Consider the following 24,093-nt stretch of genomic DNA (forward strand, 5'->3'; position numbering starts at 1 on the left):
TTGGAACTACAATCAAAATACTACCTGATAATAAAAAACAGCCGGAACAAATGGTGCTCCGGCTATATTACTCATCAATCTATATTTTATTATTAAAGGGATGGTATCCGCAGTACCTGCCCTGGATATATTTCATCCGGATCCTTGAGCATAGGCTTATTGGCCTCAAATATGGCCGGGTACTTCATCATATCGCCGTAGTACTGCTTAGCAATTTTGGACAATGAATCCCCTTTTTCTACGGTATGAAACTTCGATTGTTCCTTGGGTTCTACTATATTCATCCGGTTGTCGACCGTGGCCACCCCCTCCACATTACCTACGGCCAGGGCTATTTTCTCCATTTCTTCTTGCCTGGCAACTTCCCCTTCCAGAACTACGGTATCACCTGAGGTCTTTACAACCAGCTTGTTGTAGGTCAAGCCCAGCTGTTTCACATAATTAAGTAGTTCACTTGCCCGCAATGGCTCCGCCTCTTTGGCTTTTTCGGGCGTTGGTGCGACCGGTTCGGTTTTGAATACTTTTTTTCCTCCTCCTTTTAAAAATGAAAATAGTCCCATGGTAACGGTTTTTTTAGAAATAAGGTACAGAAAGGCCAAAACCTATCAGCAGCCAAAAACTGCTGCCGTAGTAGCTGTAAAAATTCCGTGCCTGCTGCACCTCTACTACCTGCGTCCGAAAGGAGAGCCTCCGCCAGGAGCAGAACAGGTACCTGCGCCTATGCGAAAGCATGACCAGCAGGTCAGGGGTTTTTGAAAAAGGGGGACCTTATTGATGCCAATACCGTAGTAAAATATTAGGCAAGTATCTTCCGGTTGCTGACCTTGTAATAAATGACCCCGCCCAGCCCGATCAACACCAGGATTATCATGATCGGGAAAAAGCTCCATTTTAGCAGGTTCGCAGTTGCGGCCAGTTGTGCGGCCCCTTCGGCCTGCTCCGGAAAATGGTTGAGCATTGTTACAATACCAATGTTCTCTAGGAAGTCAGCCAGCATAACAAGGAAAGGCAGCAGGTTAAAGCGTCGCCAGAGGCTCCCCTCCGCAAAAACTTTCTTAAAAAAATAGGTAATTAGAAATATCAGCAGAAGTGTGTAAACTATGGGATAAACTCCGTCAGCTACCTGTTCGGTCCACTGGTACACGTCCCTGCCTTCCGCACCCAGGGAATCGAGGTAGGCGTAGGCTTCTTCCGCCGTAAATCCAAAGCGCAGGTCCAGCGGATTGGCCTGTGTATCGCCTCCCATCCGGGCTTGCAGGTTCGGAAAAACCAAAACATTAAAGGCTATCTGAAGTGCAAGAAAAAAGAGGACGATCCGGCCGGTTGCCTGCCGGTAAAACCAGCCCGAGAGTTGTAAAAATGTGCGCATAAATCTTTGTCAGGATAGAGTTAAAGGAAGGGGGGTAGTTTCAAACAACTTGGTACTTTATTACCAGTACTAAAAGTACGTATATAGTTGCGTTTTACAATCAAAGTACTTCATCAATGATTCCAGCTATTACCCCTCCCCTGCCAACTTTGCCAGTTTCAGTCCTTTATAACCATACCCACCGACTGTTGGTAGCCCTGGACTGCATTGTTTTTGGTTACGATGAGGAAGCGGGTTTACAAATATTGCTCGTAAAGCGGCATCTGCATCCGGAAAAAGGAAGTTGGGCCCTGATGGGGGGACTTTTAAACAAAGATGAAAATCTGGATCAGGCCGCCCAACGAATCCTGTACCACCTGACCGGCATGACCAACGTTTACCTTGAGGAATTGAAGGTATTTAGCTGCCAGCACCGCGACCCGGTCGAGAGAACCATATCAGTGACCTATACCGCCCTGGTTGATATTCATAATTATCAGCACCAGCTAACCGAGGAATTTGAAGCCCGCTGGTTCCCGGCGGCCGAACTACCGGACCTCATTTTTGACCATAATGAAATGGTGCGCTATGCCAAGCACCACCTGAAACAAAAAGCGGCTTTGCAACCAATTGGATTTGAGTTACTCCCGGACAAATTCACCTTTACCCAGCTCCGCAAACTCTACGATGCCATTTACGAAACCCAACTGGACAAAGGAAACTTCCGGCGGATGATGCTGGCGACGGGTCTGTTGGTACAGCTGAAGGAAAAAGATAAAACCGGTTCGAAAAAGGGAGCCTACTTTTACCAGCTCAATACACAGAAGTACCAGGACCGGCTTTCCACCTTTTTTTCCTGAGTACCTTTTTCCTAAAGCCCTTACTCTTTCCCGGTCACCTCTCCCCGGAACAAGGTGCTATACCTTTGTCCTAGCTCCCCTATTAACCGGCTCCTGTCAAACAAAACTCTCCCTTTCTCTCTTTTTGGATAAATTTCAAAAAAAGTTGCTCCGACTTTTATTATAAAAAGTATTTTTTACTTTTATCGTACTTTGGAGTCTAAGACGCTTATTGATAGGTTGGTTAATCAGTAATAAACAGAAGGCTTTTGCCCCTGCGGAAGCCTTCTGTCTCTATCAAATAGTTTGCATTCTGTTCTACCTATCACCACCACAAAAATCTACGTAACGCCAATGGCTCATAAGGATACTTCGGATGACGCGTACCTTTGGAAAGAGTTTAAAAACAGTGACCGAAAGGCGTTTGGGGTACTTTATAATCAGTACAATTATACCTTACTGCAATACGGGAAAAAGTTAGGGGTTGACAGCATGGTGGTCCAGGATGCCATCCATGACCTGTTTGTGGACCTCTGGAAAATGCGCCAGAACCTGGCAGAGGAAGTAGCCGTACCCTACTACCTTTGCCGTTCACTGCGTCGTCGGCTGCATATTCAGCAAAAGGGAAAAATGACCACCGTGGAAGAGCGACACGAACTGTCACTGCTGAGCAAATGCCACGAATCAGAAATTATTGGCCGGGAAGTCTCCGAGCGGCAGAGTATGTTCCTGACTTCGGCGCTCTGCCTCCTGTCAAAACGGGAGCGGGAAGTAATTCAACTCCGTTTTTTTCAGAGCAAGTCGGTCCGTGAAGTAAGTACCTTACTTTCCATCCGGGAACAAACGGTCCGGAACCTGATACAACGGGCCCTGGGCAAAATTCGCGCTCAGTTGCCGTACTCGCTCCTCTACTAACCGGGGTTTTCCGGCTGCCCCGGAGGTTGTATTTTTGTGGCGAAGCAAAAAATCATAGCTTTGCGCAGGGTGTTTTCCCTGTATCAGCAACTGCCTTTCCATGAACCGCTCCCAAAATCTGCTTCGCCTCCAGGAAGAATCTTTTGATATTTGTATTATTGGCGGGGGCGCCAGCGGTACCGGCTGCGCGCTGGATGCCGCCCTGCGGGGGTACAAAGTAGCGCTCATTGACCGGAAAGATTTTTCTTCCGAAACCTCCTCCCGTTCTACCAAACTCATTCATGGCGGGGTCCGCTATCTGGAACAAGCATTCCGAAATCTGGACCTGGCCCAACTCAAGCAGGTACGCCATGGTTTGGAAGAACGCCACATTGTGCTTAAAAATGCCCCCCATCTGGCCCGTCCCCTCGCCTTACTCACCCCCGTTTCATCCTGGCTGGAGGGTGTCTACTTCAGCATTGGCCTCCGGATATATGACCTTTTTGCCCAACAGGACTCGCTCCCCAAAAGTAAGTGGCTAAGCAAAAAAGAGGTACTTAACCGAATGCCGACCCTTGACCCAAAAAAACTCCACAGCGCAGTACTGTATTACGACGGTCAACTGGATGACGCGCGTTACTGCCTGGCGCTGGCGCAGTCGGCCTATCGGGAAGGTACCGTTTTGGCTAACTATGTGTCGGTAGTTGGTTTTGAAAAAAATGAGCAGGGGAAACTCCTGACGGCCCGGGTACGGGATGAGTTAGAAAGGAGAGAACTTTCGATTAAAGCCGGACTGTTTATCAATTGTACCGGACCTTTTTCGGATGAAATCCGGCTCATGGCGAATCCGGCCCTGCCTACCCGCATTCGCCCGAGCAAAGGCGTCCATATTGTACTACCCAAAGAGGTACTTCAAAGCAACGATGCCATGCTGATACCCAAAACCAGCGACGGTCGGGTGGTATTTGCGATACCTTTTGGCAATGAACTTCTGGTAGGAACAACCGACACCGAGTACCAGGAAATAGACAAGGAACCGGTTCTGAATAAAACCGAAGTCCGGTTTCTGCTTGACACGCTGACTCCCTTTCTGGCTACTATGCCCCGGCCTGAGCAAGTTAAAGCAGGGTTTGGCGGATTAAGGCCCCTGCTTTCGGCCGATCCGCGTAAAGCTACCAAACGCCTCACCCGCGACCACGAAGTAGAGCACGATTTGGGCTCCAATCTGGTAAGCCTGCTGGGGGGAAAATGGACGACCTACCGGCTCATGGCCAAGGATACCCTGGATGAAGTTGAAAAACTATTAGGACAGGAAAATCCCTGCCGCACGGCGGACCATATTCTGGTGGGTGGAGATGGCTTTACCACCGAAAGCTGGAAGGAAATAAGTACCTCCTACGGGTTGGAGGAATCGGTCAGCCGGCATCTGGCTAACCGTTACGGGTCACAGGCTTCAAAAGTAGCCGACCTGATTCGGGAAGATGCTGCCCTGGGGGAACACCTGCTTCCGGATTATCCGTTTTTAAAGGCGGAGGTTGTGTATGCCGCACGGGAAGAAATGGCGGTAACCCCGCGTGATATCCTGGCCCGCCGGATGCGCCTGGAAATAATGGACTGGGCAGGTACCCTGTCCTGCCTGCCCACCGTAGCCGAACTAATGGCCCCGGTTCTGGGCTGGACCCAGTCTACCACCCGGCAAATGGTGGAAGAATATGGTACCTACCTGACCAATGTGAGAAGAGAAGCGGGCATTTAAACTAGCCCTGCTCCTCCTCCATGAGCTCTTTCAGAATTTTCTGGGCGGCAATAGAGATAATGGTACCGGGCCCAAATACCCCCTTTACTCCGGCATCGTACAGGTACTGGTAATCTTGGGCCGGAATTACGCCCCCGGCAATGACCATTATGTCTTCCCGGCCAATTTTCCGGAGTTCTTCAATAAGCTGGGGTACCAGTGTCTTATGCCCGGCGGCCAGGCTGGAAGCGCCCACTACGTGAACATCGTTTTCTGCGGCCTGACGAGCTACTTCTTCGGGTGTCTGGAACAGCGGCCCCATATCTACGTCAAAACCCAGGTCGGCAAAGCTGGTAGCAATTACTTTTGCTCCGCGGTCATGCCCATCCTGCCCCATTTTAGCCACCATAATCCGGGGCCGACGGCCTTCCATTTCCGCAAATCGGTCTGCCATTTCTTTGGCGAGGCGAAAGTTTTCATCATCCGAAACTTCCGCGCTGTATACTCCTGACACTGATCTTATTACTGCTTTATATCTACCAAAAATAGTTTCCATCGCATCCGAAATCTCCCCCAGTGTCGCCCGCTTACGGGCCGCTTCCACGGCCAGATCCAGCAGGTTACTTTCCATATCGGTACCACCAGCCTTTGTACAGGCGGTAGTCAGTGCGGCCAGTGCAGTCTCCACCTCCGGCTGACTACGCTCACTCTTTACCTTCTGCAGGCGGGCAATCTGGGATAAACGTACGGCCTGGTTGTCAATATCCAAAATTTCAATGGATTCTTCCGAATCGGCTTTAAATTTATTCACCCCCACAATCACATCCTTGCCCGAATCAATACGGGCCTGTTTTCGGGCCGCGGCTTCTTCAATCCGCATTTTGGGCAGCCCGGTTTCGATGGCTTTTGTCATTCCGCCCAGCTGCTCCACTTCCTCTATGAGTGCCCAGGCCCGCTGCACCAGTTCGTGGGTCAGGTACTCCACGTAGTAAGAACCACCCCAGGGGTCCACCGCGCGGTTGATGTCGGTTTCGTGTTGTAGAAACAGCTGCGTATTACGGGCAATACGGGCCGAGAAGTCAGTAGGCAGGGCTATGGCTTCGTCGAGCGAGTTGGTGTGCAACGACTGGGTGTGGCCCAGCACGGCAGCCATGGCTTCGACGCAGGTACGTGTAACGTTATTGAAAGGGTCCTGCTCGGTCAGGCTATAGCCACTGGTCTGGCAGTGGGTTCGCAGCGCCAGCGACTTGCTGTTTTTGGGATTGAACTGATCTACAATTTTGGCCCAGAGCAGGCGTCCCGCCCGGAGCTTGGCAATTTCCATAAAATGATTCATGCCAATTCCCCAGAAAAAGGACAGGCGCGGGGCAAAGTCGTCAATATCCATGCCCGCTCTAAGTCCGGTACGGATATATTCCAGTCCATCGGCCAGGGTGTAGGCCAGTTCCAGGTGGGCCGGCGCGCCCGCCTCGTGCATGTGGTACCCGCTAATACTGATGGAGTTGAACCGGGGCATGAGCCGGGAAGAATAAGCAAAAATATCGCCCACAACCCGCATGGAAGGCGCAGGCGGATAAATATAGGTATTCCGGACCATGAACTCTTTCAGAATATCGTTCTGGATAGTCCCGGAAAGCTTTTCAACGGGTACGCCCTGCTCCTCAGCCGCTACTATGAAAAAAGCCATAATGGGGATAACGGCTCCGTTCATGGTCATCGAAACAGACATCTCATCCAGCGGAATCTGATCGAAGAGAATCTTCATATCTTCGACGGTATCAATGGCAACCCCGGCTTTTCCTACATCTCCAACTACCCGCGGGTGGTCGGAGTCGTAGCCCCGATGGGTGGCCAGGTCAAAAGCCACCGAAAGGCCTTTTTGTCCGCCCGCCAGGTTGCGCCGGTAAAAAGCATTGGACTCTTCCGCCGTAGAAAATCCGGCGTACTGCCGGATAGTCCAGGGGCGCTGCAGGTACATGGTACTGTAAGGGCCACGCAAAAAGGGAGGAAGCCCCGCCCCGAATTGCAGGTGTTCGGCCTGAGCCGCATCCTGTAAAGTATACCTGGCTTTCAGCTTTATGCCTTCGGACGTGGTCACCTGCTTTCCCTGGGCAGCGGAAGCAAGTGAAAGGTTGGTCGGCAGCGGACCTTTTATGTTGGAGAAATCTGGTTTCATTCTTTTATTTTATAGTGGGTACCCGCCTTTTAAATCGTTTGTTTGACCCACGCTTCACTCAACTGGTACCGGGGCAAAAGCGTTAATTTATTCCCGCCCTGCACGGGTTGGACAGGTACCCTGGGAGATTTTTCCTCCGGGCTATCCTCCGTCCGGTATTTGGTTACTCCTACTATTACTTTTCCGTTTTGTACCGCTTCCTGCCTGGCCTGCCACACCTTTTGAATTTCGGACTGAATAACCCCCTGCTCAAAAGCCCTGACAAGTCCTCCCTGCTTTTCTACCTCCAGAAATAAATCCCAGGCGGCTTCGGCCATTCGGTGGGTAAGTACCTCCAGGTAATACGAACCAGCCGCCGGATCGGCTACTTTGTCAAGGTACCCTTCTTCCTTCAGGATCAGGGAAACATTGCGGGCAATACGCTCTGAAAAATCAGACGGCTGACGGAAGGTAGCGTCATAGGCATGGATCGTAAGCGCGTCGCAACCACCCAACGCGGCACTCATCGCTTCGGAGGTGGCCCGGAGCATATTGGTGTGGGGAGTAGCCGTAGCATCGTAAAACCCCGAGTTGCGGGCATGTACATACGGCTGCGCCGGTTCATCCGGTAGCTGATAAGCCGTCAGGACCCGCCTGTAAAGATACCTGAAGGCGCGGAGCCGGGCTATTTCGCTTAAATAATCGGTCCCAATTGAAAAAGAAAAAAACAGACCCTTGGTTACCTCCGGTACCTTCAGACCGGCCTCGGTTAGCCGGTCGAGGTACTCCACGGCGGCGGCCAGCGAAAAAGCCAGTTCCTGAATCAGGCTGCCCCCTGCCTCGTGGTAGGCCTGACTACTTACCATGAGCGGCCTGAAATCGGGCATTTCTCTGGTAAGCCCAAGTACCTCCCGGAGCTGTTCCATTTCTGAGCTATACCCTTCACCGGTTTGCATCCAGTTGGACAAAGGGTCAGCCGCTACTCCTCCCTTTAAATGGTAGCCCGCGTTCTGGTGCAGGTACTTCTTCAGTGCTTCCCACTGCCCCTCCAGCTCAAACACCACCGGCGTATCGGTTAGCCGCACATTGTTTACTGTTTTTCGAAAATCTTCCGGGGTTAACGGGGCGTCACCAAGGTAGAGCCATATGGCATCCGCTCCCGCGGCCAACGCTTTATGGATAAGCTGATTAGTATCAGTTGGTGCCGTAAAACGTATACTGGATTGAGTGAGCCAGCCCGGCTGCTGCTTCTGGCAGACTTGTATTTCATTTACCTGCGAGTCAGGCACTTCGGCGGCAGTATAATAAGGCTCTATGGCGACAGATTCCGTAAGTTTCCACCCCAGTTCTTCATACGCCGTTCCTTTCAGATCTTTTTCAACCTGTCTTTTCCAGGCTTTCTTATCAGCTGACGGGAAAGATTCAAACAACGGCTGATTCATAGCACTTCCATGGTTAATCCTATACTATACTAAATATATGTTTAACAAATCTACGAATTTGAGATTACATTTTTTCAATTGAATTGCCCATTGAAACCGTACCTGCTTTTGTTCCATTGGATTATTCCTTTAGTTTTAAATTCCGGCTTGATTTCGGCAAGAAGTAGTAGTAAATTCATCTCGGTTTATATGCCCGGCTGTATCTATTTTTCTATCTTTGCCCTCCCGAAAAAATATGACACCAGATTACGTAAGCTTTACCTTGGAAAAAATATCCTCACATAAAGAAGTAGATATCGTTTGGGATAAGTGCCTACGGATCATTCAGGAGAATATTCCGGACCAGAGCTTTAAAACCTGGTTTGAGCCCATTCGACCGCTACGTCTTCAGGGTAAAGTACTTACTATACAGGTACCCAGTCAGTTTTTCTATGAGTGGCTGGAAGACAACTACGTGCACCTGCTCCGGAAAGCCCTCGACTTTGCCATTGGCCGGGACGGAATGCTGGAATATTCCATCATAGTGGATACGGGCAACGAATCGCATCAGCCGCTGACGATGAACGTTCCGACGGCCAAAACACCCCAGTCTTCCCGACCGGATAATTTTGGTACCGATCCGCGCAAAGCTCCCAATAATCCGGTTAAAGATCAGGATTCGCTCCAGCTGGACACCTACCTCAACGGCAACTACTCCTTCGATAACTTTATTGAAGGAGACTGTAACCGGCTGGCGCGTTCGGCCGGATTTGCCGTGGCGCAGCGTCCGGGCCTTACTTCGTTTAATCCCCTGATGGTGTACGGCGGCGTAGGACTGGGCAAAACGCACCTGGTTCAGGCCATCGGCAACTACATTCGTAATCACTTCAACGATAAGTTGGTGCTGTATGTTTCGTCGGAGAAATTCACCAATCAGTTTATCAACTCCATCCGGAATAATAATCTGCAGGAGTTTACGGACTTCTACATGAAGGTAGATGTACTGGTCATTGACGACGTTCAGTTTCTTTCGGGAAAAGAAAAAACGCAGGATACCTTTTTTCACATATTCAACCACCTGCACCAGATGGGCAAGCAGATAGTCATGACCAGTGACCGTCCGCCGCGCGAGTTGCAGGGCCTACAGGACCGCCTCCTGTCGCGCTTTAAGTGGGGACTTACTGCTGACCTTCAGACACCTGACTTTGAAACGCGTATCGCCATTATCCAGAAAAAGCTACAGGCTGAAGGTATTTATATTGATTACGACGTAATCGAATACATTGCGCATAGTGTCAATACCAACGTGCGTGAACTGGAAGGCGTTATTATTTCCCTGATGGCGCAGGCGTCGCTGACGCGCCGGGAGATAGACGTAGAGCTGGCCAAAAATACGCTCCGGAATATCGTCATGGAGGAAGATAAGGAAGTGACGATTGATACCATTCAGGAAATAGTAGCTGATTACTTCGAAGTTAGTATTGCTGACCTTAAGAGCAAGAGTCGTAAAAAAGAAAATGTGTACCCCCGCCAACTGGCCATGTTCCTGGCCAAAGAGTACACTGACCTGCCTCTCAAATCCATTGGTTACCATTTTGGCGGTCGGGACCACAGTACGGTTATTCACTCCATTCAGAGCATACACGAGCTCATGGGCAATGACTCCGACGTGGAAGAAACCGTTCAGAAGTTACGCAGCTACTTTAAGTAGTACCATCGGCGGTTGGTCGGCCCCTGTTGTTTAACCGGCTCCTCCTATGCTTCTTCCCTCACTCCTCAACCGCTCCCAGATTCAAGATCAACAGTGGGATCAGTTCATTCAAAATTCCGGACAACGGGTAGTATACGGGTACAGCTGGTACCTCGACCTGGTGTCTCCCGGCTGGTCAGCGCTGGTGTGGCCTTCGGCCGAAGAGTACCAGGTAGTCATGCCTTTGCCGGTAGTACGCAAGTGGGGCTTAGGAGTTATTCAGCAGCCCTTTTTCTGTCAGTATTTGGGACTTTTCTCTGCTTCTGAGTTGGAAGGTCGGGTAACGGAAGCTTTCCTTCGGGTACTTAGCCAACACTTCAGGTACATCAGCAGCTATTGTTTTCACCCCGACAACAGCCCCAGCCTGGCCAAAGTACTTCCCGCCTGCCCGACGCTGCTACCTAAGCTCCTGACTACGCATTGGTTACCACTGAACCAGCCTTACATTACCCTGAAAAGTACCTATAACCAAGACCGCCTCAAAAACCTGAAGCGGGCTGAAAAGGCGGGATGGTACCTGGAAGAACTGGATAATATTGCTCCACTGATCGACTTTTTTAGAAACTTTCATGCTTCACAAATAAATGGAGGTGTAAATGAAGCGGCTTATAGCCTGTTACACTCTCTTTTTCAGCAATTGAAGGAAAAAGGATTAGTCCGGCTGTACTACGCTGGTCGGGATGGTACTTTGCACGCCGGAGTCATGCTGGTTGGAGACGAAAAAAAAACCGTTTATCTGTTCAATGCGGCCGACGAAACCGGCCGTCGGCTTAATGGCCGCACGTACCTGCTGGACAGGTACTTTCAGGAAAAAGCGGGCACCGGGTTGGTATTTGATTTTGAGTCGCCCGGGCAGGTAACCATTGCGGAACACTACCAGAGTTTCGGAGCGCAGGAGCAATCTTTTTATTCCATCCGCCAGAATAACCTGCCGTGGCCCCTCCGGACTATTCAGGAATGGCGACTGAAAAGGCTTACATCATCCAGTTAAGCTCGGTTTTCAGCCCTTTGTAGCTTTTGATATCCATTTCCAGCGCCCCGATCATCAGGTCTACTTCGGCCTTGATAGGTACTTTATTGTCATCATCCGACACCCAGATCGTCATGGGATTTTCGCCCTTGAATAACTTATTCTCCGGAATAATCGGATTTAGCTTCAAGACCTTGATCTTACCAAACTTGGCTTTAATCACGCTTCTTCCGCCGTACCGTACCCGCATTTTATAAACCTGACCGTCGAAAAAGGTAGGTACTTCAACTATTTCCCCTTCCCGGATTCGGTTAAAGTCCAGAGTCCGCAGGAAATAGTAGCCGCTGATAATATCGTGGACATTTTCGGGTACTTTGTAGGATTTCTTCTCGTCCCGGTCGTAGGCGGTATTGCTCCCGTGGTAAAAAAATACCGTTTCTTCCTTGCGGTAGCTGTTTTCCTGGATATTCCGGTAAAACATGTGAGGTAGTATGGCCGAGGTATCAATGTAGGAGCGCCACTGGTCACGTACCCGCGATATCAGATCAAAGGCCCCCACCGTTTTTCCCGTTACATTAACCCGGTAGCAGGGGCGGTTATTGACCGTAACCAGCGACCTGGCCACTTCAACCCGGGCTTCGGCCGCGTTAATAAACCCATAGTGAACCCTATAGTCTACCCTTTCACCCTTTACAAAACTTTCATTAGCAACGTGGCGGTAGGTATCAAAAGGGGCAAAAGCAAGGGTGGAAACAGCAACTACAACAAGAAAAAAGGCAACTTTCAATTTCATCATGGCTGTACTTCAATTGTTCACAAAGACGGGTACTTCTCCTTCAGATAAGCCAAATACCTTTTAAAATCCCCACCAAACCTTTTCTCAAACTCCTCCTGAAAGGTATTCTGCTGTGACTTATACGTCTGGAACCCAATAAAATACGCATTGTTGGGCAGATTAGTTTCTTCCCAACTTCTTTTACTAGTCAACGAACGCTTTCCACCGAGTAGTGTATCTACGTCGCTGATAATCTCCCGGATTAGCCCAAATTTCAGGGAATCCTTGCGGGCCGAGGGTGTTTTGTCCGGAAAAGTACCGTATAAACTATCCATGCGTGTAGCCCCGCGGAGTATATGCTGGGAGTAAGCATCGTTATAACGTTTGATGTAATTATATCTTTTTTGTTGGTGCGAGTCCGGGCCGTATTTATAATTGAGAAACCGAACCGCTCCCACCTCCCCCACAAAACTGGCGAGGTTCTCGTTCAGCTCGAGGTTATTTTTGACAAAAAGGGTACCGTGCGTGAGCTCGTGCAGGATAAGGCTGGCCAGGCTGCCCTCCGAGCGCTTCAGCATACTCGAAAGGATCGGGTCTTTCAGGTACCCCAGCGTAGACCAGGCCGATACCTCGCCTATGTTGGTGTCGAGTCCTTCCTTAATCAGTCCGGCTTCTTCGCGGGCCGCCCGGGTGGAGTCAAAGTACCCTTTGTAGGCAAAGGCGCCCAGGATCGGGAACGACCACTCGCGGGCTTTGAGCTGGTACTTGTCCGAAGCCGTAAGTACCCACAGAATAGGCTTCCCGTGCTGGTCATAGAAGGTAGTATAGTTTTCGGAGGGATTCAATCCCAGCGAATCTACCCCAAAGCGTTTTATTTCTTCAATCAGTCGTATCCGGGCTTTCAGAGAGTCCGGGAAGGTCGGGTCGCGTAGTACTTCGGAAACATCCTGCACGTTGGCCAGTATACTGAGCTGCCCTTTGGCCTGCATCCAGCCATAGCTAATCAGGTCACGATAGTATATTCCCAAGGCTACCAGCAACAGTACCAGGAAGAGGGCAATTTTCTTAAACATGAAAAAGTACGGCGTATTTCTGACCAAAAATTGGAAATACTTTGCTAACTACCAAAACTGGTGCCCGGCCTGAGGCCCGGCACCAGTTTTAATACATCCCAAAAAAACAGACAAAAGGTAACTTCTTACATATAATTCAAATCATTGTTGGGCTTAAGTCTGATTATTTTCAAGGCATTCAAAAGTTTGATAAACGGGTAGGTGAGGTCAAACTCATGCCAGCGAAACCCGAAATTGGCCCGGCCCCCGTACTTGTGGTGGTTGTTATGGTACGATTCGCCCATCATCAGAAAGTCAAAAGGCAGCAGGTTTTTGGCGGTATCATTCACCTTGAAGTTTACGTAGCCGTAACGGTGGGCGTACCAGTTGATAATAACTCCGTGAACGGGTCCCATCAGGAAGTGAATCGGCAGCAGCAGGAACATCCACCAGGCCGTAGCAAACTGGATATAAAACAGGCTATAAAGTACTCCCCAGCCTAGGCGTGACACCCAGGAGTCGCCCAGTCGTTCCAGGAAAGCCCAGTGGGGTACCCCCTTTTTAAATTTGGCTTCAATGGTGTCGCGGCGGTGGACAATGGTGTTGTAAAAGTTCTTGGTCTTCCACATCATGTCAAAAAGGTTTTTGGAAAAGCTGGGCGAATGCGGATCGTTCTCGGTGTCAGCGTGGGCGTGGTGGAGCCGGTGCATAACTCCGTAGGCGTAGGGACTCAGAAAGGAAGATCCCTGAAAAATCCAGGTTAGGGTATAAAAGAACTTCTCCCAGCGCGGCCCCATCGTAAACATTTTATGAGCCGCGTAGCGGTGCAGGAAGAAGGTTTGCATGAGCAGGGAAAGGTACCAGTGGGCCACAAAAAAAATAAGTATTTCCATAGAGGATTCTTGCAAAAAGATAAAAAGTAAAAAACAACGGGGCAAAAGTAGCGGTAGGTACTCTGGCAAAAGATGAGGAATATCAGTACGGGTGAAATAATTTGGGTGGTGGGCTTACGAGTCCCACTTTTGCCTTGGGTTATTTCGGTCAGAAGGGCGCTGCTGGTCCCGTCGCTTTTGCCCCTGCCGCTTTGCAATGGCAACCAGAAAAACGACTCCTTTAAAAAAGTAAAACAAGGTAGTGACTCCACACCTACCTCCCCTTTTCTGCCCCCTTAACCTACTTTTTATTGGCTGATTATCAGTTCATTTCCGAACCGGGACTAAGGTTTTGCTCTGGTACTGCCTTGTCCCGTTCGGCTTAGAATTTTCCAGTATAAAAAACGGCTGAAAATGTGGAGCAGGAAGCGGAGAAATCATTGGTTTTCTCAGTAAAAAAAAGTAAATTTACATCGCAATCAGAATGAATGAGTGGCGGTTCTGGAAGTACCCGTAACCGCTTTTTTTATGCAACAAACCAACTTTTCACACATCCTTCATGGCACAATCCGTAGAAAAGGACAGCAAGCTTAAAGCCTTGCAAACTACTCTTGAAAAACTAGACAAGACCTTTGGTAAAGGCACCGTAATGCGGCTCAGCGACAGCAAGGTGCTGGATATTCCCGTTATTTCGACCGGGTCGCTTGGGCTGGACCTGGCGCTGGGCATCGGTGGGGTACCCCGGGGTCGCGTGGTAGAGGTGTATGGTCCCGAATCATCGGGTAAAACTACCCTGGCTATGCACTGTATTGCCGAAGCTCAGAAAGCTGGTGGTCTGGCTGCAATCATAGATGCCGAACACGCTTTTGACCGTTCTTACGCCGAAAAGCTGGGCATTGATACTCAAAACCTACTTATATCGCAGCCCGACAACGGTGAGCAGGCGCTGGAAATCGCCGAGCACCTGATAAGCAGCGGGGCTATTGACATAATTGTTATTGACTCCGTAGCTGCCCTCGTTCCCCGCGCTGAGCTGGAAGGCGAAATGGGTGACAGCAAAATGGGTTTACAGGCCCGTCTGATGTCTCAGGCGCTGCGTAAACTTACAGGTGTTATTAACAAAACCGGCTGCTGCTGTATCTTTATCAACCAGCTTCGGGAGAAAATCGGGGTCATGTTCGGTAATCCGGAAACTACTACGGGTGGTAATGCTCTTAAGTACTACGCTTCGGTTCGTCTGGATATTCGCCGGGTGGGCCAAATCAAAGAAAGCGCCGATAATATTCTGGGTAACCGTACCCGCGTGAAGGTGGTGAAGAACAAACTGGCGCCGCCGTTCAAAGTAATTGAGTTTGACATCATGTACGGTGAAGGTATCTCCAAATCGGGTGAGGTGATTGACCTGGCCGTGGAGTTGGACATTGTGAAAAAATCGGGCTCCTGGTTCAGCTACGAAGGCAACCGCCTCGGACAGGGTCGTGATGCGGTGAAGCAACTCATCAAGGACAATCCGGAGCTGCTGGAAGAACTGGAAAAGAAGATTCGCGCCAAAGTAGGTGCCGATTCTGAGGTTCTGGTTGACACCACCGAACCCAACATTGTAGACGACGGCTCACCGGTATAAGTGGTTCGTTTTTAAAATTTCAACGTAAAAAGGGGAAACTTTCGGGTTTCTCCTTTTTTTTGTACTCTAAATCATTACCCAGGTACTTCTCCTCATGTTCGCAACGCACAAGCACCGGCGCAAGCATTCCCTTTGTCCTAACTGTGAGCATATCCTGCATCCGGAGGATAACTACTGCCCCAATTGCGGCCAGGAAAACCACGACCTGAAAATTCCCCTCGGGCACCTGATATATGAATTCGTAGAGAGTATCACACATTTTGACACCAAACTCTGGGAAACCAGCAAAGCGGTATTTACCAAACCCGGCAAAAGTACCCGGGACTTTCTGGAAGGTAAGCGGGCCCGCTACGTGCCACCAGCTCGTATGTACGTATTCGTCAGCTTTGTATTCTTCCTCCTGCTCAACACCATTTTTGACCGAAGCTTCGAGGAAAACGAAGGCACCCTTGACATAAACACCAAAGCTGTAACGGTTGATAGTACTACCTACGCAGTGAATCGAAGGGCGGTTTTGGCCTATCCGACCCTAACGGCCGCTCAGAAGGATTCACTCCTGCGTAGAATAGCACCGGATGCCGACCAGCCGCAACGCCAAAAATTAGGTACTATGGTGGCCTCGCTGGATAGTGTGGTACAGGATTCGGGCAACCTGGTTACGCAGGTAACGGGCGATTCCACTATTACCAGTCCGGACGATTTGCAGAAGTTCAGGAAAATGTCGGATGAAGTATTAGGTACCTACCTGAGAGCGCACAAACTACCCAATAACTTTCTAACCAGAAGATTACTCCGGCAGTCGCCCAAGTATGCTTTTGAATTTAACATTAAGGAGTTTGTACATAAAGTCATAAAAAGCCTTTCGGTGGTTATGTTTATTCTGATGCCGGTGGTGGCCTTGCTGCTGCTGGCGGTCTATTACAAGAAGAAACACTTTTATTACGAACATCTCATTTTCTCCGTGCATTTCCATACCATTGTTTTTATTGGGTATGGCCTGGCTATGCTGCTGGACTCTTTTACCGAAGAAGACAATTTTCTGGTGGCGATGTCTTTCCTCCTCGTTTTTTACCTCTATAAATCATTAAAAAGGGTATACGGGCAAAGTACCGGAAAAACACTTTTGAAATTCATTATGCTCGGCTTTTCCTACGGCCTGGTGGCGCTGCTCTGTCTGGCGGGGGTACTTGCTTACAGTTTTCTATACTTTTAGTACCCCCAAAAAAGCCGGGGCCGGAAGTACTTCCGGCCCCGGCGCTGTTTACACCACAATCTTAAATTAATCAGAAAGGATTGTTGGTATCATCATCGTCGTCATCGTCGTAGCTGCCGAAGTCATCATCGTAGTCTTCGTCGTCACCGCTTCCCGGCCCGGAAAACATGCTACTAACCAGGTCTTTGAAGTGCATACCCCGGTCGAGTGACTGCTTACCAACCAGGGAGTACTCGGCCATGCCGTGCAGAGCAAATTCCATCATGAAGTACTTTTCATCTTTTCCAAGGCGGGAGGTGAATTCATCCACGAAGTCGTCCAGGCCTTCGATGGTACTTAACCGGGCCTGGTACTCACGGTCGGTCATGTCGCTCATCAGGTCCATTTCGTTGCCGGCCCCAAACCATTCTATTACTTTTCCGAACGGATTCCGTTTGTTTTTCTTAGCCTTTTCGGGATTAGGGAAAAAATTCAGAAACTGAGCACGGATGGCCTTTCCAATCAGGCTTTGCGCTACGATAACGGGACCTTCTACTTCTCCTTCGTACACCAGCTCCACCTTACCGCAGATGGCAGGTACTACCCCGTACAGGTCCGATACCCGGATATAAGTCGAACTTTCGCCGTTCAGGAGGCAACGTCTTTCGGCGGCGCTGATCAGGCTTTCGTAGGCAGAAATGGTCATCCGGGCCGACACCCCACTTTTGCTGTCCACGTATTCGCTTTCGCGGGCTTCGAGCGCAATCTGCTCAACCAGGTCTTTTACCAGCTCATTGGTTTTGACCATTCCTTTCTGCTCGGTTTTAATTACGGCCTCCTGCTGGGTAATTTTCTTTCCAACTTCAATACTTTTGGGATAATGCGTTACAATCTGGCTGTCAATCCGGTCTTTCAGGGGCGTTACAATACTACCCCGGTTGGTGTAGTCCTCGGGATTGGCCGTAAATACAAACTGGATATCCAGCGGTAAACGTAGTTTGAAACCCCGGATTTGAATATCGCCTTCCTGCAAAATATTGAACAAAGCTACCTGAATACGCGCCTGGAGGTCGGGTAGTTCGTTGATAACAAATATACCCCGGTGCGAACGGGGAATCAAACCAAAATGGATAACGCGTTCGTCGGAATAGGGAAGTTTGAGGGTAGCCGCTTTGATGGGGTCCACGTCGCCGATGAGGTCGGCTACGGAAACATCCGGCGTGGCCAGTTTTTCGGTGTAGCGGTCGTCGCGGTGCAGCCAGCCAATGGGGGTATTGTCTCCGTGCTCAGCTATCAAATCTTTGGCCAGTCGGGAAAGCGGCTCCAGGGGGTCGTCGTTCAGGTCGGTACCGGCTACCGTAGGTACGTACTCATCAAGCAGGTTCACCATCATCCGGGCTATCCGGGTTTTGGCCTGTCCGCGTAACCCCAGCAGGTTAATATTGTGCATGGAAAGTATAGCCCGCTCTACATCGGGGAGTACGGTATCTTCGTAGCCCCAGATGCCCGGAAATATGGCTTCTTTTCTCTGAATTTTGTGGATAAGGTTGTCACGAAGCTCCTGCTTGATGGTTCGGGAGCGATAGCCCGTGGCTTTCAACTCGCCCAGGGTTTTAATTTCCAGGCGTTGACTGGTACTAAGTTCGGTATAGTTCATGAGGGGAGAATGGATCAAAAACAAGTAGTGTTCCCCTCTCTAACAAGCAACCCTCTCAAATGGTTTTGAACTACATTCCATAAAAACGGAGCAGAATTCGCTCAAAAATCCGCTGCGGTAAAACCACCTTCAAGCCCGTCGACACTTTCTGTAAAAACGGACCTACCATGTAATGCAGGCGGGGTTGTTCGTCTTCGATTATTTCGGCGATGGCCCTGGCAATAATAACCGGATCGGCAGCGTGGCTTACTTCCTGATTAATCTGCTGATGTACCTTATCAAACGAGGCTTTATAAACGGAATCGGGCGGCAGGTTAGCCACCAGCCGGTTTTGGTTAATACTGGTAGCAATGTCGCCGGGCAGCACGCTACATACCCTGACCCGCTGCTCTTTTACTTCCATACTCAGCGACTCGGTTAGCACCTCTACCGCCGACTTGCTGGCGCTGTACACGCCACGGTAAGGCAGCCCCATGGCTCCGGCTATGGAGCTGACATTGATGATAAGCCCCCCACCCTGACGGCGCAGGTAGGGCAGGCTGACCCGGCACACCCTCAGCAAGCCGAAAACATTGGTCTGAAATACTTTTTCCAGCAGGTCATCCGGGGTTTCTTCCAGCGGACCCACTATACCCAGCCCGGCATTGTTGATTACCACGTCCAGTCGGCCGGCCCGGTTCCATACCTCGGCCAGGGCTTCCTGGACCGAAGTCGGGTCGGTAACGTCCATGGGTACCCAGTCAAACAAGGCCCCCTGGGGCTGGCTGCGGCTCGCTCCAAAAACCCGGTATCCTTTACCCACCAGATACTCGGCCGTACTGCGGCCGATACCTGAAGAGGCTCCGGTAATTAGAACTACTTTTGAAACGAGAGACATGGACAATGGGTCGATCAGGCCGCTAAGTTAAGCAGGCAGAAGTAAACGGTCAAAACTGATTAGGGTCCGGAGCTACCCGGATAATCATATTTTAACAAAATGGCCCGTGCTAGCACGGGCCATAGAGCTATCAGCAATTTAAAAATTTGTTTACCGGGCGTAGGCTACCGAGCGCATTTCGCGGATTACAGTAATCTTGATTTGGCCGGGGTACTGCATTTCCTTTTCGATTTTCTGCGAAATATCAAAAGACAACATGCTTGCTTTTTCGTCATTGACATTGTCCGCATCGATAATAACCCGTAGTTCCCGGCCCGCCTGGATGGCGTAGCACTTTTCTACGCCGTCAAAGGACATGGCCATATTTTCTAAATCACGCAGACGCTGAATGTATGATTCCATCATTTCGCGACGGGCACCCGGACGTGAGCCGGAAATGGCATCGCAAACCTGAATAATGGGAGAAATAATGCTGGTCATTTCGATCTCGTCGTGGTGGGCCCCAATGGCGTTGCATACTTCCGGATGCTCCTTGTATTTTTTCGCCAGCTCCATACCCAGCACCGCGTGCGGCATATCTGATTCTTCCGGCCACACCTTCCCGATATCGTGGAGCAAACCAGCCCGCTTGGCCAGCTTGGCATTTAGTCCCAGTTCCGAGGCCATGGTTGCACACAATTTGGCTACCTCGCGGGAGTGCTGCAACAGATTTTGTCCGTACGAAGAGCGGAAGCGCATTCTACCAATCATCTTGACCAGCTCGGGGTGCAACCCGTGTATGCCCATGTCTATGACCGTCCGCTCGCCAATTTCAACAATTTCGTCTTCGATGTTTTTACGGGTTTTGCCTACTACCTCCTCAATCCGGGCCGGGTGAATACGGCCGTCCTGTACCAGGCGGTGCAGCGAAAGGCGGGCGATTTCCCGGCGTACCGGGTCAAATCCGGAGATAACGATGGCTTCGGGCGTGTCATCTACGATAATCTCAACGCCGGTAGCGGCTTCCAGGGCACGAATGTTACGTCCTTCCCGACCGATAATTTTTCCCTTGATGTCGTCATTTTCGATGTTGAATACCGACACGCAGTTTTCGATGGCGTGTTCGGCCGCCGTCCGCTGAATGGTTTCAATAACGATTTTCTTGGCTTCCTTGGTAGCTGTCAGCCGCGCTTCTTCCATCACGCTCTTCACGTAGGACCCGGCTTTGGAATCGGCTTCGGCTTTAAGCGCGTCTATGAGTTGTTCGCGGGCCTGCTCGGCGGTAAGGTTGGCGATTTTTTCGAGCTGGGCTACCTGCTGCTGCAGCATTTTGTCGGCCTCCTCGCGGCGCTTAGTAGCTTGCTCCAGCTGCTGACTAAGATTGGTCTTCAGGGAATCAAGCTCAGTTTCCTTACGTTTGTTCTGTTCAAGCGACTGCGCAATCTGCTGTTCACGCTGTTTGAGCTTCTGCTCGTTGGTCTGAAGAATATTTCTTTTGCGGTTGGATTCTTCCTCAAACTCTGATTTGAGTTTCAGGTACTTTTCCTTGGCTTCAAGTATTCGGTCTTTTTTAATATTCTCGGCTGTAATTTCAGCATTCTTGATGATTTCATTGGCCCGTTGCTGGGCTTCCTGCTCTTTTTTCTCTGAGGATCGCTGGAAAATGAACTTCCCTACGAAAATACCGACGATGAGGGCAATCACATCGGATAAGAACATAATTAAAAACTCTGACATAGTATATCTCTGTTTACGAAAAGTGGTAGGTACCGCTGCTCCTAATACAGGCGAATTCTATGCCGAACTGGTACTTATGTCGGTAGCAATGTCAAAATAGATTATTTTTCGAGGGCTTTGGAAAGGGCGGAATCCAGGTCGTCAACTTTGTCTTCCAGAGCGGCAATCAGGCTCTCGAGCCGATCCTGGCTGCGCTGCAAGGCCACCATACATTCTATTGAAGTTAGTGCTATTGCCTCAATATCGTCGTATCCTTTTCCTTTTGTTTTGTGTTCCTCTACTCTATGCATGAATACCTCGTAGCCATCCCGGTAATATTTTTCCTGGTCAGCGGGTACACTCAGATTAAACCCTCTGTCAAGCAGTCTGATAAAAACCGCCGTATCAAGATTTGGCTTTATACTACCTTTCATAGGGTTTCTTCAAGCATTTCAATACACTTATCTATCTCTTCTATATATCGCTCTACCGATTCTTTCAGTTCGGACAAACCGCCTGTTGGTGTCAGCTTATTAGTGACAATCTTAGCAAAATTTTTGGATTTATTAAAGTCTTTCTGTAAAGAAATGTGCTTTTTTCTTAATTCTCTTACTTCTTCGGTTAAAGCGGCGTTGGCTGTCCGCAGCTCATTATTTTCCCGCTGCAGTTCATTTACCTTCCACATCAGCTGCTGCTTGGTTGAGATAAGTACCTTTAGTTTCTCCTCAACGTCATTCAGCTTTCTGTTTATACTACGGGTTGGTTGTGTGGCCATGCTACGATCTTAGGTTCTACTTTCTGATAACTGCCCCGAACTCTTTCTCAAATGACAACATCAGCCTCTGCATTGTCTTATCAATCACCTTATCAGTCAGTGTCTGCTGGTAATCCTGTAGTATAAAGCTAAGTGCATAGGCTTTCTTACCGCCCAAATTCTCGCCCTCGTATACATCAAAAACATTTACGTCACGAAGTAACTGACGCTCAGTCTTATAAGCCAGTTGTTTCAGCTGATCAAAACTTACTGAACGGTCCAGCACCAGCGACAGATCACGGCGTACTTCGGGGAAGCGGGCTACTTCCTGGTAGCCCACCACCGGACTGTACTGGCGTAGCAGGTAGTCCCAGTCAAAATCAGCGTAAAGTACCGGCACCTTGACATCCGCTTTTTTGGCGAGTTGTGGCCGTATAAGCCCCAGGGTAGCCAGGGGCTTGCGGTTGAGTGTATAGGTAATCCCCTGCTGAAAAATGGCTCCATCGGCCTCAGCAGTTTCAATATTTTTTACCCGCAGGGCCGCAAGTACCTTTCCAACTGCGCCGGCCAGGTCATGAAATTGTACTTCGCGGGCTTTTTCAAACCAGGTCTCTACCTGCACATCGCCGGTCACGAATAGGACCAGGTGGCCTTTTTCGACGTACTTCGCATTGACTTTATGGTAGGTTTTGCCAAACTCAAACAACCTGAGGTCACGCTGACGGCGGTTGAGGTTGTAGGCTACCGCTTCCAGGCCCGTAAAAAGCATGGTCTGGCGCATGGCCGAAAGATCCTCACTCAGGTAATTGAGTATGGGTACGCTTTCGCCCAGCAGGCTTTCCCCGATTGACTGCTGCGGACCGGGTTTGGTCAGCGAATTATTGATAATCTCGTTAAAACCACTCGCGGCCAGCAGCTCCGTAATCCGCAGGCGAAGCTTGTCCGGATCATTGACCGGGAAGTCGGACAGGTAGTCGGAACGCAACGATTCGGATAGCTCCACGTTATCAAATCCGTAGATACGCAGGATTTCTTCAATCACATCTGCTTCGCGCTGTACATCGACGCGGTAAGGAGGTACTATGGCCGTAAAACCTCCTTCGTGTACTTCCTCCAGACGAATATCCAGGCTTTGCAGGATGTTTTTGATCAGGTCGCGGTCCAGTACTTTCCCAATCAGGCGGTCGACGTTGCGGTACCTGACAGGTACCTGAAAACTGGAAACGGGCTGCGGGTACACATCCATCACCTCCGAAGAAACCTGCCCACCCGCTACCTCCTGAATGAGCAGTATGGCCCTCTTCAGCGCATACATGGGCATATTAGGGTCGGTACCGCGCTCAAATCGGAACGAAGCGTCGGTCTTCAGGCCGTGATTCTGGGCGGTACGGCGTACCCAGGCCGGTGAAAAATACGCCGATTCCAGGAAAATAGACGTAGTGCCCCCGGTCACACCTGACCTGATACCGCCAAATACCCCGGCAATACACATGGGGTCGCTGGCATTACAGATCATCAGGTCATAGTCGGCCAGTTTGCGCTCCTGCTCATCCAGCGTAACGAAGGTAGTACCCGTCGGCATGGTTTTCACAACTACCCGGCTACCGCTGATCTGCGCGTGATCGAAGGCGTGCAGGGGCTGCCCCAGTTCGTGCAGCACGTAGTTGGTCACGTCGACGACGTTATTAATAGGCCGTACCCCAATTGCCTCCAGCCGCGCTTTCAGCCAATCCGGAGAATCCTTAACGGTAAGTCCGCTGAGCGTAACACCGCAGTACCGGGGACAGGCCTCGGTATTCTCCACGATTATTTCAACGGGTAGGTCCTGGTTATCGACTTTGAATCTCTCAACGCCGGGAAGTTTTATGTCACGACCCAAAACCGCTTTGAGGTCGCGGGCCACTCCGAAGTGGGAGGCGGCGTCGGCCCGGTTGGGGGTAAGTCCAATCTCAATCACGTACTCGGACTCCATCCTGAAGTAGTCCGCGGCCGGGGTACCATTGGGCAGGTCGGTGTCCAGCACCAGAATACCGGCGTGGGAAGTACCCAGCCCCAGTTCATCCTCGGCACAAATCATCCCTTCCGAAACGGATCCCCGGATTTTGGATTTTTTCATCACCAGCGGCTGCTCACTGCCGGTGGGGTATAGGGTGGTACCTACCGTAGCAACCAGTACTTTTTGTCCGGCCGCTACATTGGGCGCTCCACACACAATGGCAAGCGGATCCGGTTGCCCTACCTCTACGGTCGTTACACTCAGCCGGTCGGCGTCGGGGTGTTTCTCGCAGGTAAGTACCTCTCCTATCACCACGCCCCGCAGTCCTCCTTTTATGGTTTCTACTTCTTCAATACCTTCTACTTCCAGACCCGTGGCGGTCAGCAGCTTACCAATTTCTTCCGGGCTTTCGGTGATATCAATCAATTCCTTAAGCCATTTATACGAAATCTTCATGGAGGTTCTTACGAGTTAGTCAATGCGGCAA

The 24,093-nt window shown here is 50.2% G+C and carries 21 protein-coding genes; 7 read left to right on the forward strand and 14 right to left on the reverse strand.

The window, feature by feature from the left end; all coding sequences use genetic code 11:
* Window positions 1-92: 92 nt before the first annotated feature.
* The 3 genes from lysM to VGN67_RS19570 form a co-directional block, all read right to left on the reverse strand.
* Window positions 93-560 (reverse strand): peptidoglycan-binding protein LysM, encoded by a 468-nt coding sequence (gene lysM / locus VGN67_RS19560; protein WP_327488582.1) that lies wholly within the window; start codon window positions 558-560, stop codon window positions 93-95.
* A gap of 13 nt (window positions 561-573) precedes the next feature.
* Window positions 574-732 (reverse strand): hypothetical protein, encoded by a 159-nt coding sequence (locus VGN67_RS19565; RefSeq protein ID WP_327488584.1) that lies wholly within the window; start codon window positions 730-732, stop codon window positions 574-576.
* 64 nt (window positions 733-796) lie between these two features.
* The gene (locus VGN67_RS19570) at window positions 797-1,369 is read right to left on the reverse strand and encodes a hypothetical protein (RefSeq protein WP_327488585.1); all 573 of its coding nucleotides are present in this window, start codon (window positions 1,367-1,369) and stop codon (window positions 797-799) included.
* Between the two features lie 149 nt (window positions 1,370-1,518).
* On the opposite strand from VGN67_RS19570, the gene VGN67_RS19575 reads away from it, so the two are divergent.
* From VGN67_RS19575 to VGN67_RS19585, 3 genes are all read left to right on the forward strand, one after another.
* On the forward strand, window positions 1,519-2,208 hold the full coding sequence (locus VGN67_RS19575) for an NUDIX hydrolase (RefSeq protein ID WP_327488586.1): 690 nt from the start codon (window positions 1,519-1,521) through the stop codon (window positions 2,206-2,208).
* 333 nt (window positions 2,209-2,541) lie between these two features.
* Window positions 2,542-3,102, forward strand: a complete 561-nt coding sequence (locus VGN67_RS19580) for a sigma-70 family RNA polymerase sigma factor (RefSeq protein ID WP_327488587.1) — start codon at window positions 2,542-2,544, stop codon at window positions 3,100-3,102.
* A 100-nt stretch (window positions 3,103-3,202) separates the two neighbouring features.
* A complete protein-coding gene (locus VGN67_RS19585; RefSeq protein WP_327488588.1) occupies window positions 3,203-4,837 on the forward strand; it encodes a glycerol-3-phosphate dehydrogenase/oxidase in 1,635 nt (544 codons plus the stop codon).
* A gap of 1 nt (window position 4,838) precedes the next feature.
* Here the strand turns inward: VGN67_RS19585 and scpA are convergent, their stop codons facing one another.
* Both scpA and VGN67_RS19595 read right to left on the reverse strand, forming a co-directional pair.
* The gene (scpA, locus tag VGN67_RS19590) at window positions 4,839-6,992 is read right to left on the reverse strand and encodes a methylmalonyl-CoA mutase (RefSeq protein ID WP_327488589.1); all 2,154 of its coding nucleotides are present in this window, start codon (window positions 6,990-6,992) and stop codon (window positions 4,839-4,841) included.
* A gap of 29 nt (window positions 6,993-7,021) precedes the next feature.
* Window positions 7,022-8,413 (reverse strand): methylmalonyl-CoA mutase family protein, encoded by a 1,392-nt coding sequence (locus VGN67_RS19595; protein WP_327488590.1) that lies wholly within the window; start codon window positions 8,411-8,413, stop codon window positions 7,022-7,024.
* A gap of 235 nt (window positions 8,414-8,648) precedes the next feature.
* Here VGN67_RS19595 and dnaA point away from each other — a divergent pair, with 235 nt between their 5' ends.
* Together dnaA and VGN67_RS19605 are read left to right on the forward strand one after the other, a co-directional pair.
* Window positions 8,649-10,103, forward strand: coding sequence for a chromosomal replication initiator protein DnaA (dnaA, locus tag VGN67_RS19600; protein WP_327488591.1), 1,455 nt, complete (start codon window positions 8,649-8,651; stop codon window positions 10,101-10,103).
* A gap of 46 nt (window positions 10,104-10,149) precedes the next feature.
* Window positions 10,150-11,133 carry a GNAT family N-acetyltransferase gene (locus VGN67_RS19605; protein WP_327488592.1) on the forward strand — a complete coding sequence of 328 codons (984 nt, stop codon included), beginning with the start codon at window positions 10,150-10,152 and terminating at the stop codon, window positions 11,131-11,133.
* Here VGN67_RS19605 and VGN67_RS19610 read toward each other — a convergent pair.
* The 3 genes from VGN67_RS19610 to VGN67_RS19620 form a co-directional block, all read right to left on the reverse strand.
* Window positions 11,117-11,908: a DUF3108 domain-containing protein gene (locus VGN67_RS19610; protein WP_327488593.1), complete on the reverse strand. Its 792-nt coding sequence runs from the start codon at window positions 11,906-11,908 to the stop codon at window positions 11,117-11,119. The genes VGN67_RS19605 and VGN67_RS19610 overlap by 17 nt on opposite strands.
* Before the next feature lie 17 nt (window positions 11,909-11,925).
* Entirely contained in the window at window positions 11,926-12,960 is a 1,035-nt protein-coding gene (locus VGN67_RS19615) for an aminopeptidase (RefSeq protein ID WP_327488594.1), read from the reverse strand.
* Window positions 12,961-13,085: 125 nt separating this feature from the next.
* Complete coding sequence (locus tag VGN67_RS19620; protein ID WP_327488595.1) at window positions 13,086-13,832, reverse strand: acyl-CoA desaturase; 747 nt, start codon at window positions 13,830-13,832, stop codon at window positions 13,086-13,088.
* A 538-nt stretch (window positions 13,833-14,370) separates the two neighbouring features.
* On the opposite strand from VGN67_RS19620, the gene recA reads away from it, so the two are divergent.
* Together recA and VGN67_RS19630 are read left to right on the forward strand one after the other, a co-directional pair.
* Window positions 14,371-15,435, forward strand: coding sequence for a recombinase RecA (gene recA / locus VGN67_RS19625; protein ID WP_327488596.1), 1,065 nt, complete (start codon window positions 14,371-14,373; stop codon window positions 15,433-15,435).
* Between the two features lie 94 nt (window positions 15,436-15,529).
* The gene (locus tag VGN67_RS19630) at window positions 15,530-16,648 is read left to right on the forward strand and encodes a DUF3667 domain-containing protein (protein ID WP_327488597.1); all 1,119 of its coding nucleotides are present in this window, start codon (window positions 15,530-15,532) and stop codon (window positions 16,646-16,648) included.
* Window positions 16,649-16,718: 70 nt separating this feature from the next.
* Here VGN67_RS19630 and VGN67_RS19635 read toward each other — a convergent pair whose 3' ends face one another.
* The 6 genes from VGN67_RS19635 to pheT all read right to left on the reverse strand — a co-directional run bounded on the left by VGN67_RS19635 (window position 16,719) and on the right by pheT (window position 24,062).
* Entirely contained in the window at window positions 16,719-18,284 is a 1,566-nt protein-coding gene (locus VGN67_RS19635; RefSeq protein WP_327488598.1) for a magnesium chelatase, read from the reverse strand.
* Between the two features lie 70 nt (window positions 18,285-18,354).
* Window positions 18,355-19,161, reverse strand: a complete 807-nt coding sequence (locus VGN67_RS19640; RefSeq protein WP_327488599.1) for an SDR family oxidoreductase — start codon at window positions 19,159-19,161, stop codon at window positions 18,355-18,357.
* 150 nt (window positions 19,162-19,311) lie between these two features.
* Complete coding sequence (gene rny, locus VGN67_RS19645) at window positions 19,312-20,877, reverse strand: ribonuclease Y (protein ID WP_327488600.1); 1,566 nt, start codon at window positions 20,875-20,877, stop codon at window positions 19,312-19,314.
* Between the two features lie 101 nt (window positions 20,878-20,978).
* Window positions 20,979-21,290, reverse strand: a complete 312-nt coding sequence (locus VGN67_RS19650) for a cell division protein ZapA (RefSeq protein ID WP_327488601.1) — start codon at window positions 21,288-21,290, stop codon at window positions 20,979-20,981.
* Window positions 21,287-21,631, reverse strand: a complete 345-nt coding sequence (locus VGN67_RS19655) for a hypothetical protein (protein ID WP_327488602.1) — start codon at window positions 21,629-21,631, stop codon at window positions 21,287-21,289. The genes VGN67_RS19650 and VGN67_RS19655 overlap by 4 nt, the downstream gene beginning before the upstream one ends.
* Before the next feature lie 16 nt (window positions 21,632-21,647).
* Window positions 21,648-24,062 carry a phenylalanine--tRNA ligase subunit beta gene (pheT, locus tag VGN67_RS19660; RefSeq protein WP_327488603.1) on the reverse strand — a complete coding sequence of 805 codons (2,415 nt, stop codon included), beginning with the start codon at window positions 24,060-24,062 and terminating at the stop codon, window positions 21,648-21,650.
* Between the last annotated feature and the right edge of the window lie 31 nt (window positions 24,063-24,093).

It is taken from the genome of Telluribacter sp. (assembly GCF_035998675.1).
Lineage (GTDB): Bacteria > Bacteroidota > Bacteroidia > Cytophagales > Spirosomataceae > Telluribacter.